13 protein-coding genes and 1 pseudogene are annotated in these 15,352 nt (G+C 66.0%); 10 read left to right on the forward strand and 4 right to left on the reverse strand.

Annotated elements, in window-relative coordinates; genetic code table 11:
• Positions 1-10: 10 nt before the first annotated feature.
• The 4 genes from gatC (at position 11) to BN2154_RS06780 (ending at position 5,302) form a co-directional block, all read left to right on the forward strand.
• A complete protein-coding gene (gene gatC, locus BN2154_RS06765; protein WP_050618098.1) occupies positions 11-298 on the forward strand; it encodes an Asp-tRNA(Asn)/Glu-tRNA(Gln) amidotransferase subunit GatC in 288 nt (95 codons plus the stop codon).
• A 12-nt stretch (positions 299-310) separates the two neighbouring features.
• Positions 311-1,783 carry an Asp-tRNA(Asn)/Glu-tRNA(Gln) amidotransferase subunit GatA gene (gene gatA / locus BN2154_RS06770; RefSeq protein ID WP_050618099.1) on the forward strand — a complete coding sequence of 491 codons (1,473 nt, stop codon included), beginning with the start codon at positions 311-313 and terminating at the stop codon, positions 1,781-1,783.
• Complete coding sequence (gatB, locus tag BN2154_RS06775; RefSeq protein ID WP_050618100.1) at positions 1,780-3,219, forward strand: Asp-tRNA(Asn)/Glu-tRNA(Gln) amidotransferase subunit GatB; 1,440 nt, start codon at positions 1,780-1,782, stop codon at positions 3,217-3,219. The genes gatA and gatB overlap by 4 nt, the downstream gene beginning before the upstream one ends.
• Before the next feature lie 112 nt (positions 3,220-3,331).
• Entirely contained in the window at positions 3,332-5,302 is a 1,971-nt protein-coding gene (locus tag BN2154_RS06780; RefSeq protein ID WP_050618101.1) for a bifunctional metallophosphatase/5'-nucleotidase, read from the forward strand.
• Between the two features lie 45 nt (positions 5,303-5,347).
• Here the strand turns inward: BN2154_RS06780 and spoVAE are convergent, their stop codons facing one another.
• Both spoVAE and spoVAD read right to left on the reverse strand, forming a co-directional pair.
• Complete coding sequence (spoVAE, locus tag BN2154_RS06785) at positions 5,348-5,716, reverse strand: stage V sporulation protein AE (protein ID WP_094762402.1); 369 nt, start codon at positions 5,714-5,716, stop codon at positions 5,348-5,350.
• A gap of 3 nt (positions 5,717-5,719) precedes the next feature.
• Positions 5,720-6,739 carry a stage V sporulation protein AD gene (gene spoVAD / locus BN2154_RS06790; RefSeq protein ID WP_050618102.1) on the reverse strand — a complete coding sequence of 340 codons (1,020 nt, stop codon included), beginning with the start codon at positions 6,737-6,739 and terminating at the stop codon, positions 5,720-5,722.
• 142 nt (positions 6,740-6,881) lie between these two features.
• Between spoVAD and BN2154_RS06795 the strand changes: the two genes are divergently transcribed.
• The 3 genes from BN2154_RS06795 to guaB all read left to right on the forward strand — a co-directional run bounded on the left by BN2154_RS06795 (position 6,882) and on the right by guaB (position 9,816).
• Positions 6,882-7,496: a hypothetical protein gene (locus BN2154_RS06795; protein ID WP_050618103.1), complete on the forward strand. Its 615-nt coding sequence runs from the start codon at positions 6,882-6,884 to the stop codon at positions 7,494-7,496.
• Between the two features lie 15 nt (positions 7,497-7,511).
• Positions 7,512-8,270, forward strand: coding sequence for an acyl-[acyl-carrier-protein] thioesterase (locus BN2154_RS06800; protein ID WP_050618104.1), 759 nt, complete (start codon positions 7,512-7,514; stop codon positions 8,268-8,270).
• A 73-nt stretch (positions 8,271-8,343) separates the two neighbouring features.
• Positions 8,344-9,816, forward strand: a complete 1,473-nt coding sequence (gene guaB / locus BN2154_RS06805) for an IMP dehydrogenase (RefSeq protein WP_195892319.1) — start codon at positions 8,344-8,346, stop codon at positions 9,814-9,816.
• A 54-nt stretch (positions 9,817-9,870) separates the two neighbouring features.
• Here the strand turns inward: guaB and BN2154_RS06810 are convergent, their stop codons facing one another.
• Together BN2154_RS06810 and BN2154_RS06815 are read right to left on the reverse strand one after the other, a co-directional pair.
• The gene (locus tag BN2154_RS06810; RefSeq protein ID WP_050618105.1) at positions 9,871-10,992 is read right to left on the reverse strand and encodes a M56 family metallopeptidase; all 1,122 of its coding nucleotides are present in this window, start codon (positions 10,990-10,992) and stop codon (positions 9,871-9,873) included.
• Positions 10,985-11,368: a BlaI/MecI/CopY family transcriptional regulator gene (locus tag BN2154_RS06815; protein ID WP_050618106.1), complete on the reverse strand. Its 384-nt coding sequence runs from the start codon at positions 11,366-11,368 to the stop codon at positions 10,985-10,987. Before BN2154_RS06815 ends, BN2154_RS06810 begins: the two co-directional genes overlap by 8 nt.
• Positions 11,369-11,507: 139 nt before the next feature.
• Here BN2154_RS06815 and BN2154_RS16570 point away from each other — a divergent pair.
• From BN2154_RS16570 to BN2154_RS06825, 3 genes and pseudogenes are all read left to right on the forward strand, one after another.
• A pseudogene (locus tag BN2154_RS16570) lies at positions 11,508-12,287 on the forward strand (PD-(D/E)XK nuclease family protein); the annotation flags it as partial.
• A 1,480-nt stretch (positions 12,288-13,767) separates the two neighbouring features.
• Positions 13,768-14,856: a PD-(D/E)XK nuclease family protein gene (locus BN2154_RS16265; RefSeq protein WP_242853710.1), complete on the forward strand. Its 1,089-nt coding sequence runs from the start codon at positions 13,768-13,770 to the stop codon at positions 14,854-14,856.
• A gap of 261 nt (positions 14,857-15,117) precedes the next feature.
• Complete coding sequence (locus tag BN2154_RS06825; RefSeq protein ID WP_050618107.1) at positions 15,118-15,348, forward strand: helix-turn-helix domain-containing protein; 231 nt, start codon at positions 15,118-15,120, stop codon at positions 15,346-15,348.
• Positions 15,349-15,352: the final 4 nt, after the last annotated feature.

A 15,352-nucleotide genomic window follows, 5' to 3' on the forward strand; every position in this document is an offset into this window, starting at 1 on the left:
GAAGATCAAAATGAAGATAACCGAAGAGATGGTGGATTATGTCTCCGCCCTGTCCCGACTCAGGCTTCCAGAGGAGGAGAAGGTCAAAGTGGCCGCCGAGCTGGAGCAGATCATCGGCTACATGGATGTGCTCAATACTCTGGATACCAGCGGGGTGGAGCCCATGAGCCATGTGTTCCCGGTGAAGAATGTGCTCCGGCCCGACGTGGTGGAGCCCTCGGCGGACCGGGCCGAGCTGCTGAAAAACGCGCCGGTTCCCGACGAAGCGGCCTTTCTGGTGCCCAAGACGGTGGAATGAGGGGGAGTGGATATGGAATGGTATGAGCTGACCGCCCTCCAACTGGGCGAAAAGATCCGGGCCGGGGAGGTCTCCGCCGTGGAGGCCGCCCAGGCGGCCCTGGACCGGATGGCCGCCCTCCAGCCGGACAACAACGCCTTCATCACCACCCTGGCCGACCATGCGCTGGCCGAGGCAGAGGCGGTGCAGAAAAAGCTGGCCGCCGGGGAGAAGCTGGGCCCGCTGGCCGGTGTGCCCATGGCCCTCAAGGACAACATCTGCACCCGCGGGGTCAAGACCTCCTGTGCCTCTAAGATTCTGGGGGATTTCACCCCGCCCTACGACGCCACGCTGACCGAGCGGCTCCGGGCCGCCGGCTCGGTGCTGCTGGGCAAGCTGAACATGGACGAATTTGCCATGGGCTCCACCTCCGAGACCTCCTTCTACGGCCCGGTGAAGAACCCCTGGGATCCGGGCCGGGTGCCCGGCGGGTCCTCCGGTGGGGCCGCCGCCGCCGTGGCGGCGGGGGAGTGCTGGTACGCCATCGGCTCGGACACCGGCGGGTCCATCCGTCAGCCCTCCGCCTACTGCGGCGTCACCGGCATGAAGCCCACTTACGGCGCCGTCTCCCGCTACGGCCTCATCGCCTACGCCTCCTCTCTGGACCAGATGGGCCCCATCGCCCGCACCGCCGCCGACTGCGCCGCCGTGCTGGACGCCGTCATGGGGAAGGACCGGCGGGACGGCACCAGTCTGGATGTGTCGGCGGGCGGACTGCTGGCCGGCCTCACCGGAGATGTGCGGGGCATGAAGATCGGCCTGCCCGCCGACTGCTTTGGGGCGGGGCTGGACCCGGAGGTCCGTGCCGCCGTACTGGCCGCCGCCGACGTGCTGAAGGCCCGGGGGGCCGTGGTGGAGGAATTCGCTCTGCCCGTGATGGAATACGTGGTCCCCACCTATTATATCATTGCCGCCGCCGAGGCCAGCTCCAACCTGTCCCGGTTCGACGGGGTGAAGTACGGCTGGCGGGCGGAGGGCTATGAGGATCTCACCGATCTGTACAACAAAACCCGTACCGAGGGCTTTGGCTCCGAGGTCAAGCGCCGCATTCTGCTGGGGACCTTTGTGCTGTCCACCGGCTACTACGACGCCTACTATAAAAAGGCCCTTCAGGTGAAGGCCCTCATCAAGCGGGCCTACGACGAGGCCTTTGGGACCTATGACCTGCTGCTCACCCCCGTGGCGCCCACCACCGCGCCGCGTCTGGGGGAGAGCCTGTCCGACCCGCTGAAGATGTACCTGTCCGATATCTACACCGTGCCCCTCAATCTGGCGGGGCTGCCGGGGCTGAGTATGCCCTGCGGCTTTGACACCCGGGGTCTGCCCATCGGGGCCCAGCTCATCGGCCCCGCGCTGGGGGAGGCCAGGGTGCTCAACGCCGCCCACGCCTTCCAGCAGGACACGCAGTTCCATACCAAGATGCCGAAGGGAGGCGCCGCGCAATGACCTGGGAGACGGTTATCGGCCTGGAGACCCATGTGGAGCTGGCCACGAAAACCAAGATCTTCTGCTCCTGCACCACCGCGTTCGGCGGCGCCCCCAACACCCACTGCTGCCCGGTGTGCACCGGGATGCCTGGCGCTCTGCCGGTGGTCAACGAGAAGGTGCTGGAGTTCGCCGTCAAGGCGGGGCTGGCCCTGAATGGGACCATCACCCGCGATTGCAGGTTCGACCGGAAGAACTACTTCTACCCCGACCTACCCAAGGCCTACCAGGTGTCCCAGCTCTATCTGCCCATCGTCCGGAACGGCAAAGTGCCCATCCAAACGGCCTCCGGGGTGGAAAAGACCATCCGCATCCATGAGCTCCATATGGAGGAGGACGCGGGGAAGCTGGTCCACGACCCCTGGATCGACCAGACCCGGGCGGACTACAACCGCTGCGGCGTGCCCCTGATCGAGATCGTCACCGAGCCCGATTTCCGCTCCGCCGAGGAGGTCATCGCCTATCTGGAGAAGCTGCGCTCCATCCTCCAGTACCTGGGGGTCTCCGACTGCAAGATGCAGGAGGGTTCTCTGCGCTGCGACGTGAACCTGTCCGTCCGGCCCGCCGGGAGCGAGGAGCTGGGCACCCGTACCGAGATGAAAAACCTGAACTCCTTCAAGGCCATCGCCCGGGCCATCGAATATGAGGCCCGCCGGCAGGTGGAGCTCATCCAGGAGGGAAAACGGGTGGTTCAGGAGACCCGGCGCTGGGATGAGAACAAAGACGCCACCTTTGCCATGCGCTCCAAGGAGAACGCCCAGGATTACCGCTACTTCCCCGAGCCGGACATCCCACCTATGGAGCTCTCGGAGGAATACCTGGAGCATGTCCGCGCGGAGATCCCCGAGATGGCGGAGGCCAAGATGGCCCGGTATCAGAGGGACTGGGGCCTGCCCGTCTATGACACCCGGATGATCACCGGTCAGAAGGCCCTGGCCGATTTCTTTGAGGAGACGGTGGCGCTGGGGGCGGCCCCCAAGCAGGCGGCCAACTGGATCATGGGAGAGGTGCTGCGGCAGCTCTCCGCCCAGGGCCTGGAGGCCAAGGATATGACCCTTACGCCCGGGACTCTGGCCCGGCTCATCGAGCTGGTCCAGACCGGGAAACTGAACCGCAACACCGCCGTGAAGGTATTCGACGCCGTGTTCGTGGCAGACGGCGACGTGGACGCCTATGTGAAGGAGCACGGACTGGAGCAGGTCTCCGACGCCGGGCTGGTGGGCCGGGCGGTGGAGCAGGTCTTGGCCGCCAACCCCAAGTCCATTGAGGACTATCGGGCGGGAAAGGAAAAGGCCTTCGGCTTCCTGGTGGGTCAGGTGATGCGGGAGCTCAAGGGCCGGGCCTCGCCCCAGGTGGTCAACCAGACCATCCGGGAGAAGCTGGAGCAGATGAAGTGAAGGACGGGGGACCGGCCGTGGCCGGTCCCCCGTTTTCTGTGCGGACGGTCTTTTACCGGCGGGGAAAAGCTGATATAATACCGGTAACCGACGGAGAGGGGAGAGATGGGATATGAAGTCCATTCGACGCATGGGAGCGCTGCTGTGGTGTGCGGTCCTGCTGCTGGGCGGCCTGACCCTGCCCGCGGCCGCCGACGCGCCCAGCCAGACCCTGACCATCCTGTTTACCCATGACACCCACGATCACTTTTTGCCCATGTCCGCTGAGGGGGGCGGGGAATACGGCGGCTACACCCGCCTGGCCACGCTGCTGAAGGAGCAGCGGAAAAGGCCCGCGGTGCTGGCCGACGGCTCGGCCGTCCAGGGTCCCACCGTCACCCTGGACGCCGGGGATTTTTCCATGGGCTCGCTGTTCCAGACCATCTACGCCACCGACGCGCCGGAGCTCCGGGCATTGGGGGCCATGGGCTATGACGCGACCACCCTGGGCAACCATGAGTTTGACTACCGGGCCGCCGGCCTGGCCGACATGCTCCGGGCCGCCGTGGCCAGCGGAGAGGCGCTGCCCGCCCTGGTCCAGGCCAATTACAAGCCGCCGGAGAGCGATGCGGATTCCTGGGATGCCTGGAACGCCTATGGCGTCACCGACTACGTGGTCATCGAAAAGGAGCGGGAGTCCCGGGAGGGGCCGGCAGAGCCCGTGCGCGTCGCGGTGTTCGGCGTGCTGGGGGTGGACGCCGACGAATGCGCTCCCATGTCCGGCATGGAATTCGAGCCCGTCGCCGCGGCGGCGAAGCGGGTCGTGGCCCAGATCCAGGCGGAGGCTGACGCCGATTTTGTCATCTGCCTGTCCCACTCGGGCACGGAGAACGGAAAAGGGGAGGACTACGAGCTGGCCAAGGCGGTGGACGGCATCGACGTGATCCTCTCGGGCCATACCCACGCCACCACGCCGGAGCCCATTCGGGTCAACGATACCCTCATCGTCTCCTGCGGGGAGTACACCCAAAATCTGGGGCGGCTGACCATCGCCAAAAAGGCGGGCCCCGGCCAGAGTCTGAGCGTGCTGGAGTACAAGCTCCTCCCCGTCGATGAGACCGTCCCCGAGGACCCGGCGGCGGCGGCCCTGGCGGCGGCGTTCAAGGAGAAGGTGGATCAGACCTACCTGTCCGGATACGGCCTCACCTTCGATCAGGTCATTGCCCACAGCCCCTTTGACTTTACGCCCATTGACCAGTTTGGCCAGGAGCAGGCGGAGGACGGCCTGGGCAATCTGATCGCCGACTCCTACCTTTTCGCCGTCAAAGAGGCCGAGGGGACAGATTATGTGCCGGTGGACTTTGCCGTGGTGGCCTCCGGCGTGGTGCGCGCCTCCCTGGCGGAGGGACCGATCACCGTGTCCGACGCCTTCCAGGTCTCCTCCCTGGGCTCCGGCGGGGATGGCACGCCGGGTTACCCGCTCATCTCAGTCTACATCACCGGGCGGGAGCTGAAGGATGCCTTTGAGGTGGACGCCTCGGTGACGCCACTGATGCCGGCGGCGCAGCTCTGGGGGGCGGGCATGACCTGGACCTGGAACCCCCGCCGGATGATCTTCAACAAGGTCACCGACTGCGCCCAGGTGCTGGGGGATGGGACGACCCTCCCCATCGAGGACGACCGGCTCTACCGGGTGGTCACGGGGCTCTACTCCGGCCAGATGCTGGGGGCGGTAAACGGCAAGTCCTTCGGCATCCTAACCATTACCCCCAAGGATGCGGACGGGGTGCCGGTCACCGATTTTGAAGAACAGATCATCCGCACCTCCAGCGGCTCGGAGCTGAAGGAGTGGTACGCCTTGGCAGCCTACCTGCGCAGCATGGGCACGGTGGATCCGCGCTATGCCGCGCCCGAGGGGCGAAAGCTCTCTGCCCCCTCCTGGAACCCGGTCCAGCTTCTGAAAAACCCGAACCGAATCACCCTGGCGGCTCTGACTGGGGTCCTGGCAGTACTCCTGCTGGCGGTCCGGCTCGTCCGCCGCGCCGCGGCGGGCGGAGGCAGGCGGCGCGGCCGCGGCCGATACCGGCCCTACCGGGGCAGATAAATGGGAACCACGCCTCTGTGTTTTGCACAGAGGCGTGTTTCTGCCTCAGCCCTTGGGCCGGGGCTTGAAGATGAGAGCCACCAGGTAACCGAAGAAAATGGCGGCGGCGATGCCGCCTGCGGCGGCGGTGATGCCGCCGGTGAAGGCCCCCAGAAAGCCGTTTTCGGCCACGGCCTGGGCCACGCCCTTGGCCAGCAGGTAGCCGAACCCGGTGAGAGGGACGGTGGCGCCGGCGCCGCCCCATTCCACCACATATTTATAGAGGCCCAGACCACCCAGCACCACACCGGAGACCACATAGAGTACTAGGATCTTGGCGGGGGTGAGAGGGGTGCGGTCAATGAGGATCTGTCCGATGGCACACAGGATGCCGCCGCAGACAAAAGCCCGCAGATATTCCAGAAAGACGTCCATACGCTAACCCCCCTTCTGTGTGCTGATGGCCACGGCGTGGCAGATGCCGGGGACGCTCTCCCCCTGCATGGAGGAGGTGGGGGAGAGCAGTGCGCCGGTGCCGCAGAAGAGGAGGTTCTTCCATTTCCCCTCCCGCATCCCGTTGAGCAGGTAGCCGGTGAGGACGGCGGCGGAGCAGCCGCAGCCCGAGCCGCCGCAGTGGACGTCCTGCGCCTGGGCGTCGAAGATGAGGCAGCCACAGTCGTCGTAGTTGGTCAGATCCACGCCGTCCTTCTGGAAGAGGTCCAGGACGATCTCTCTGCCCAGGCTGCCCAGATCGCCGGTGACGATCAGATCATAAAAAGACGGCGCGCGGCCGGTGTCGGAGAAGTGGGCGGTCAGGCTCTCGTAGGCCGCCGGAGCCATGGCGGCGCCCATGTTGTTGGCGTCACAGATGCCCTTGTCCACAATCTTACCCACGGTGGCGTGGGTGACATAGGGGCCGTCCCCCTCCCGGGCCAGCACCACCGCCCCCGCGCCGGTCACCGTCCACTGGGCCGTGGGGGTCCGCTGGCCGCCGTACTCCAGCGGGGTGCGGTACTGCCGCTCCGCGGAGCAGAAGTGGGAGGAGGCCATGGCGGCGCACCACTCCCCGAAACCGCCGTCCAGCATCATGGCGGCCAGCGTGAGGCTTTCCGCCATGGTGGAGCAGGCCCCGTAGAGGCCGAAAAAGGGGATGTCCTGCCCCCGGACGGCGAAGGAGGAGGCGATGCACTGGTTCAAAAGGTCTCCGGCGAAGATATAGTCCAGCGTGGCGGCGGACTGCTTGGCCTTGTCCAGGGCGTTTTGCAGCGCCATTCTCTGCATGGCGCTCTCGGCCTTCTCAAAGCTGGCCTCGCCAAAGGTGTCGTCCTGATTGATGAAGTCAAAAGAGGCGGACAGCGGCCCTTCCCCCTCCTTTTTGCCCACCACGTTGGCGTGGCCGGCGATGGAGGGCGGGTTTGCGAAGGCCACGGTCTGCCTGCCCAGTTTTTTCGTGGTCATGGTATCTCTCCTATGCTTCAGACTGGCAATAGTTTGAACAGTTTTCCGCAAAATATCAAAAGGCTTTTTGGCAGGGGACGTGCTGGTCAAAAGCTGGAAAATGAGGTATAATACTACTACTTGCATAAAGGAGAGAGCTGACATGGTGGAAGAGCCAAAGCGTACCCTTGCATATCTGTGTCCGGAGTGCCGGCAGCCGGTCCTCGCGGAAAAAACAGTGTTCTCCCTGGCCGCCGGACCCTCCAGCGTCCCCTGCCCCTGCGGAAAATCCGCGCTGAAGATCGACATGCTGGGCGACCATGTGAACCTGACGGTGCCCTGCCTGCTGTGCGAAAAGGAGCATTCGGTCTCCTGCTCCACCCACGCCTTCCTTCATGAAAAGGCGCTGGCTTTCGCCTGCGCCGCCTCGGGGCTGGACTGTTGCTACGTGGGAGAGGAGGGCGCCGTCTTTGCCGCCATGCGCCGCCTGGAGGAGACGGTGGACAAGCTGGAGGCCTCCGCCGGAGCCGAGGGCACCTTCCTGGACGACATCATCATGCACGAGGTTCTCTCTGAGCTCAGAGACATCGCCCAGCGGGGCGGCGTCTCCTGCACCTGCGGCTCCAGAGAGTGGAAGCTCCAGGTGAATTTCAGCTCGGTGGACCTTTCCTGCGCCCAGTGCGGCGCCGCCCTGCGCATTCCAGCCGCCACGGCGGACGACTTGGAGGATCTCTGCTGCAAAAACACCCTGGTCATCCGGGGAAGAAGCGGGAACTAGAGAGGAAGCGGAAGCGTGAGTGTTTTTTATGAGCGGAGCTTTCGGGTTGACTCCCGGGATGTGGACCCCTTCAACCAATGCCGCCCCTCGGCCCTGCTGGGCTATCTCCAGGAGGCAGCCACTGAGGCGGCCTGCGCGCTGCACGTCTCCCGGGAGGAGATGATCGACAAGTACCACGTGTTCTGGATGCTGGCCCGCATGTGGTACCGGCTGGACCGGCCGCTGTTTTGGGACGACACCGTCACGATCCGGACCTGGCACCGGGGGGACAAGGGCGCCTCCATGTACCGGGACTTCGACCTCTTCCGGGACGGCGAGCGCGTCGGGGAGGCGGTGAGCGTGTGGGTGCTGGCCGATCTGGACACCCACAAGCTGTTCCGGCTGAGCAATGTAATGGAATTCCGGGATACCACCGGCGGCGAGCTGTGTAAGGACAAGACGCTGGGGCGGCTGCGGGTTCCCGTGGCGCTGCACCCGGCGGAGGAGCGGCCCATGCGCTACAGCGACGCCGACATCAACGGCCATGTCAACAATGTCCGCTATGCCGATTTTGCCTGCGACGCCCTGGACATGCAGCGGCTGGGGGCGGGGCGGCGCGTGTCCTCGCTCCAGATCGGCTATCTCAAGGAGTGCCGGCCGGGGGAGAAGCTGCACCTGCATACCGGCTTTCAGGACGGCACCCACTATGTCCGCGGCCAGGGGATCGAGGGAAAAGCCAGATTTGAGGCCGCATTGATCCTTTCCCCCCTTGACAAGCCCGGGGCCGGGGCGTAGAATAGGCGCAATATATTTTGACCCGGGGACAGCCCAGGATGCTTTTATCTGAGATAGAAAAGGAGTGGAGTCCATGATCAACACTGACGCCGCCAGCAAATTCGCCCGGCAGGGCCTGACCTTCGACGATGTGCTGCTCATCCCTGCAGAGAGCGACATCCTGCCCGCCGACGTAGACCTGCATACCCAACTGACCAAGAAGATCAAGCTCAATATCCCGGTGATGAGCGCCGCCATGGATACCGTCACAGAATCCCGCATGGCCATCGCCATCGCCCGGGAGGGCGGCATCGGCATCATCCACAAGAACATGTCCATCGGCCAGCAGGCCGAGCAGGTGGATATGGTAAAGCGCTCGGAGAACGGGGTCATCACCAACCCCTTCTGGCTGGCCCCCGGCCATACCCTGGCGGAGGCGGACGAGCTTATGGCCAAGTACCGCATTTCCGGCGTGCCTATCTGCGACCACGGCAGGCTGATCGGCATCATCACCAACCGGGACATGAAGTTTGAAGTGGATATGGACCAGCTCATCGACAACGTGATGACCAAGGAGAATCTGGTCACTGCTAAGGAGGGCACCACCCTGGAGGAGGCCAAGCAGATCCTCCGCCGCCACAAGATCGAGAAGCTGCCCATCGTAGACGACGAGTTCCGGCTCAAGGGCCTGATCACCATCAAGGACATCGAGAAGGCCACCGTGTACCCCAACTCCGCCCGGGACGAAAAGGGCCGCCTGCTGGTGGGTGCCGCCATCGGCGCCACCGACGACGTGCTGGACCGGGTGGCCGCTCTGGTGGAGGTAGGGGCCGATGTGCTGGCGCTGGACTCCGCCCACGGCCACTCCCACAACATCATCGAGTGCGTCAAGCGCATCAAGGCCCTCTATCCCGACGTGCAGCTCATTGCCGGCAACGTGGCCACCGCCGAGGGCACCCGCGCCCTCATCGAGGCGGGCGCCGACTGCGTGAAGGTGGGCATCGGCCCCGGCTCCATCTGCACCACCCGGGTGGTGGCCGGCATTGGCGTACCCCAGATCACCGCCGTCTATGATGCTGCCCAGGTGGCCACCGAGTACGGCGTGCCCATCATCGCCGATGGCGGCATCAAGTATTCCGGCGACATCGCCAAGGCTCTGGCGGCCGGCGGTAACGTGGTCATGCTGGGCTCCCTGCTGGCGGGCTGCGAGGAGTCTCCCGGAGACACCGAGGTCTATCAGGGCCGCCAGTTCAAGGTCTACCGCGGCATGGGCTCTCTGGGAGCCATGGCCAAGGGCTCCAAGGACCGCTACTTCCAGCAGAACAACAAAAAGCTGGTACCCGAAGGCGTGGAGGGCCGCGTGCCCTTTAAGGGTCCCGTGGGCGAGACCATCTACCAGATGATGGGCGGCCTGCGCTCCGGTATGGGCTATACCGGCTGCGCCACCATCGGGGAGCTCCACAGCAAGGCCCAGTTCATGCAGATCACCAGCGCCGGTCTGAAGGAGTCCCACCCCCACGACATCTATATCACCAAGGAAGCGCCGAACTACACCCTCAATCCGTAAGACACAGCATAAGGGCCCGACCGTCGAAGGACGGCCGGGCCCGTTTGCATCCCGCTACCACGCGATGGAGGCGGAAAAGAGGCCGGGAAGGGTGCGCAGCAGCAGGGGAGTGAGCATAAGCAGGAGAAAGAGCAGCAGAAGTGCGGCCTCCTGCGGGCGCGGATAGCGCGCTGTCTCACCCAGCAGCTCCACCCGGAAGCCCAGGCCGCTGGCAGAGAGCATCCCGCTGTGGAGGGCGGGGCGGCGGCGGAGCCGTCGCATCCGGGCCAGCCGCACGATGGCCCCGGCGTAGGCCAGACCCTCCTCTTCGGGCAGCTTTTCCAGCACCTCCTGATCCCGCAGGCATTCCAGGTCCTGACGCAGCCGCCGGAAAGCGAATGGGATCAGGGGATTGAACCACTGGATTGCCTGAAGAGCCACCAAAAGCAGGTTGAGGGCATTGTCCCGGTGCCGAAGATGGGTGAGCTCATGGGCGGCCACGCTGCGGCGCTCCTCCGGCGTAAGAGCCTCCCACTGCTCCCGGACCAGGATCAGCACGGGCCGCCGCCACCCGGCCAGACAGGGACAGGAGAGCTCCGGAAACCGCGCTTGGGAGACCACCCGGACCGCCGGGGGCTCTAGCCCGAAGAGCTCCCGGGCGCAGCCGGTCACCAGGGCCGCGGTCTTTTCATCGGGGCGGTCCGCCCCGCGGAGCTTTTGCCGCAGCCGGAGATAGCCCGCCGCCGGCAGCAGCAGGGAGAGGGCCGAGCCGGCCAGCCAGACCAGCAGGACCGGCATGCCGTCCATCTCATGGACGAAAAGGCCCCGGTTGGGGGACAGGGAGGCGAAAACGTGCAGCCGAAGCGCCCCGCTGGGCTGCCAGAAGGGGCCTCCGCCGTCGGAGACCAGGCGGCCCAGGGCCCTGAATGTAAAACAGACCGGGGGAAGGGCGTAGTCCGGCCCCACCCGGCCGACGAAGGTGAAGCCGGTGCCCCAGTGCATGGATGCCGGCAGCAGGAGCATGAGGGCCAGCAGGACATACCACAGGGCCATACGGGACAGGGACCGCAGCCGTCTGCCTGCCAGACGCCGCAGCAGGAGCAGGGGACAGAGGACCAGCGAGGCCAGCAGAGTGGCGTAGCACACCGCTACGAACCAGGTGGAGAGCGTGTAGGGCAGGCGGAGCCAGTCATTCATGCCGTTCGCCCTCCCTCCTTTTTTGCAGCAGTGCCTCCAGCCGGTCCAGCTCCTCATCGGAGACCTGCCCGCTGTCCATCAGCGTGGAGACCAGGCCGGACAGGGAGCCGCCAAAGACCCGGCTCAGCAGGTCGGCGGAACGGGCGCCCTCGCAGGAGCGCCGGTCCACCGCGGCCTCGTACCGAAAGGGGCGGGCCCCGCCGTGGACCGTCACCGCCCCCTTGCGGGACAGGCGGGTGAGCAGGGTATGGACTGTGTTTGGGGCCCAGGCGGACCCCCGGCGGCGAAGCTCTTCCACCAGCGTGGACAGGGGGACGGGCCCGGTGTGCCAAAGAGCCTCCAGGACCGCCCACTCGGAATCGGACAGACGCAGCATACGACACCTCGCTCACCTACTTTTGTAGGTTTATTTGCCCGCATTATACACCTACATTAGTAGGTGAGTCAAGGGCTTTCCCTCTTTTCACGCGGGGTCTTTTTTGGTATACTGGGAACAAAAGAAAGGGGGAGGTCCCATGCTGAAGCTGCTGCTGGGCCGGGCGGGGTCCGGCAAGACCACCGCCATACTCCGGGCGGCGGCCCGGAACGGCGGGGAGCGGCGACAGCTCATTCTCGTGCCGGAGCAGGCCAGCCACGATACCGAGCGGGCCCTGTGCGCCGTGGCGGGGAACCAGGTCTCCCTCTATGCCGAGGTGCTGTCCTTCACCCGGCTGGCCAGCCGGGTCTTTTCCCAGCCGGAGGTGGGCGGCGTAGCCGTCCCCACCCTGGACCCCGGCGGGCGGCTGCTGCTGATGTACGCCGCGCTGAAGTCGGTGTCCGGCCATCTGAGCGTCTATCAGCGCCCCTCCCGCAAGCCTGCTTTCCTGACTGGCCTGCTGGCCACATTGGACGAGTGCAAGCAGTATCAGGTCACTCCGGCGGCCCTGGCCGGGGCGGGGGAGGAGACCGGGGGCCGGGAGGGGGAGAAGCTGCGGGACCTGGGGCTCATCTTCGGGGCCTACGACGCCCTGGCCGCCCGGACCGCCGCCGACCCCCGGGACCGGCTCACCCGGCTGGCGGAGGGGCTGAAAATGGGAGCTTACGCCGGCGGCATGGACGTGTATGTGGACGGCTTTACCGACTTCACGCCCCAGCAGGGGCTGGTGCTGCGGCAGCTTTTGGCTCAGGCCCGCAGCGTCACCGTGGCCCTCACCTGCGGAGCCTTGGACGGGGAGGGGGAGTCCGGCATCTTCGCCCCCGCTCGGCGGACCGCCGCCTTCCTGCTGCGGCTGGCAAAGGAGGCGGGGACCACGGTTGAGGCGGCCCATTGGACCGGACCGGGGGCCCCCCGGACGGCGGCTCTGGCCCATGTGGAGGCCCAGCTTTTTGCCGACGTGCCGGACGTGTGGCAGGAGCCTGCCCCGGCGGTGGAGCTCTTCCAGGCCGATTCCCCCCGGTCGGAGGTGGAGCGGACGGCGGCGGAGGTGCTGCGGCTGGTCCGGGAGGAGGGCTGCCGCTTCCGGGACATCGCCGTCACCGGCCGGGGCTTTGACGCCTATGCTCCGCTGGTGGAGGAGGTGTTCGGCCGCTACGGTATCCCCGTCTTTCTCGATGGCATGACCGACATTCTCCAGCGGCCGGTGTTCGCCGTGGTCACCGGGGCGCTGGACACGGTGGCGGGGGAGTACGCCTATGACGAGACCTTCCGTTACCTGAAGACCAGCTTGACCGACCTGGACCGGGACGATGTGGATGTGCTGGAAAACTACGTCCTCAAATGGGACCTGAAGGGGAGCCGCTGGACCCAGAAGGCCGACTGGACCATGCACCCCAGAGGCTACGGCTTTGCCTGGGAGGAGGGGGACCGGGCGGTCCTGGACCGGGTCAACGCCGCCCGGCGGCGGGTGACCGGCCCGCTGGAGACCCTGCGGAAGAACCGGGATCAGACCGGCCGGGGCCAGGCGACGGCCCTCTACCGCTTTTTGGAGGACATCGGCCTGCCGGACAAGCTGGCCGCCCGGTCGGAGACGCTGCGGCGGCGGGGCGAGCTCCAGCGGGCGGAGGAGGACCGGCAGCTCTGGGACATCCTGTGTGGCGGCCTGGAGCAGTGCGCTCGGCTGCTGGACCAGGCCCCCATGGAGCTGCCCGAGTTTGCCCAGCTTTTGAAGCTGGCGCTCTCCCAGTACGACGTGGGCTCCATCCCCGTGTCCCTGGACCGGGTGACCGCGGGCGAGGCGGCCCGGATGGGCAGCCGGGCGGTGAAGGCCCTGTTTCTGTTGGGGGCGGACGACTCCGCCATCCCCCAGACCGCCCCAGCCCCCGGACTGCTCACCGACGACGACCGGAGCCTGCTGTCCTCCTTCGGGCTGGAGCTCTCCCCCCGGCTGGCGGACAAGCTGGACCGGGAAATGACCATCGTCTATGAGGCCTGCGCCCGGCCTACGGAGCGGCTGACGGTGAGCTGGCCCGCCCGGGGGCCCCAGGGAGAGGAGCGGCGGCCCTCGTTCCTGGTGGGGCGGCTGCGGCTGCTGTTCCCCCACAACCGGACCGTAGAGGAGGGGAGCCTGAACGGGGCTTTCCGGCTCGCCGCCCCCCGGCCCGCCCTGGAGATGGCCGGCCGGTCGGCCCGGGCCCCGGCAGGTCTCGTCCTGAAGGACATGCTCCAGCACATAGCGGGCGGCGGAGCTGACCCGGGGCAGCCTGTCCCCGGCGGCGGTGTCCGCCCTGTACGGCCGGCGGGTGCCCATGTCCGCCTCCCGGATGGACAAGTACAAGTCCTGCCACTTTTCCTATTTCATGCAGTACGGACTGAAGGCCCGGGCCCGGCAGGCCGCCGGGTTCCAGGCCCCGGAGTACGGCACCTTCGTCCACTATGTGCTGGAGCATGTCCTTCAGGACGAGACCTGCCGGGGGACCGCGGACAAAAAGGCGGTGGAGAGCCGCATCAAGGCCATCATGGAGGACTACATCCGGGAGGAGCTGGGGGGCCTGGAGAACAAGACGCCCCGGTTCGTCTACCTCTTCCAGCGGCTGGTCCGCCCGGTGACCCAGGTGGTGCGCAACGTGCTGGACGAGCTGGCCCATTCCCAGTTCCAGCCCATCGACTTTGAGCTGGGCTTCGGCACGGGGGACGGTCTGCCCCCGGTGGAGCTCACCGTGGACGGCGTCACCGTCAGCGTGTCGGGCTTTGTGGACCGGGTGGACGGCTGGGTCCACGACGGGCGGCTCTACCTGCGGGTGGTGGACTACAAGACGGGCCGGAAGTCCTTTGACCTGACGGAGATCTGGAACGGCCTGGGGCTCCAGATGCTGCTTTACCTCTTCACGCTGGAGGAGAAGGGGGCGGAGCGCTACGGCCGTGAGACGGTCCCCGCCGGGGTGCTGTACCTGCCCGCCCGGGAGGCGGTGGTCCAGGGCAGCCGGTCCATGGACGAGGTCCAGCGGCGCAGGGAGGCCGACGCCGAGCTCAAGCGCCGGGGGCTGGTGCTGGACGACCCCGAGGTGGTGGAGGCCATGGAGCCTCTGGGCCCGGAGGGGGCGCGGTTTCTGCCCCTGCGGGTCAGCGCCCGGACCGGAGCGATCTCAGGCGACGCGCTGGTGTCGGCGGAGCGGCTGGGGCGGCTGAAGATCCACACCCAGCGCATCCTGGAGGAGATCGGCCGGGAGCTGGCCGCGGGCAGCATCGCCGCCGACCCCTTCTGGCGGGGACCGGAGAAGAACGCCTGTCTCTACTGCGATTACGCCGCCGCCTGCCACTTCGAGGAGGGCCGGGGCGGGGACTGCCGCCGGTATCTGCCGAACCTGGACGGCAAGGCGGTCTGGGCGTCGATAGAGGGGCGGTCAGACCCAGGGCAAGCTGCGCCCCCAGGCGGAGGCCGCGGATAAAGGCCTGGTCCTCCAGGACGCCGAAAAGCCGGACCACCTCGGACCAGTAGGCGTCCAGAAAGTCCATGGAGCAGGTCCGCAGAAGCTCCTGGTGATAGCGGTCCACGGCCTGGAGCCTGGCGTGGTATTCCGGGGGCGTATCCTGGGGGAAGAGCTCGTTGAGCCGTAAGAGGTCAAACATATGAATCACCTGAACACGAGATTATATATCGTGTTTTTATTATACACGATATATAATATCATGTCAAGAGGAGAGAGAAAATGAGGAAGTTTGGAGAACGGCTGAAGCAGTTACGCAATGACAGAGTTGAGAAACAGAAGGACCTTGCAGAATTATTGGAATGTTCTGTGCGTCATTATCAGGCGATTGAAGCCGGAACGATCAATATTCCGAGCAAAAAACTGGAATTGCTGGCGGACCATTTTGAGGTATCCATGGACTATTTAGTTGGCCGCACGGACGATCCCCAACTGCATCAGTTGGACGAATAGGAGG

Origin of the sequence: Intestinimonas massiliensis (ex Afouda et al. 2020) (assembly GCF_001244995.1) — a bacterium.
Lineage (GTDB): Bacteria > Bacillota > Clostridia > Oscillospirales > Oscillospiraceae > Intestinimonas > Intestinimonas massiliensis.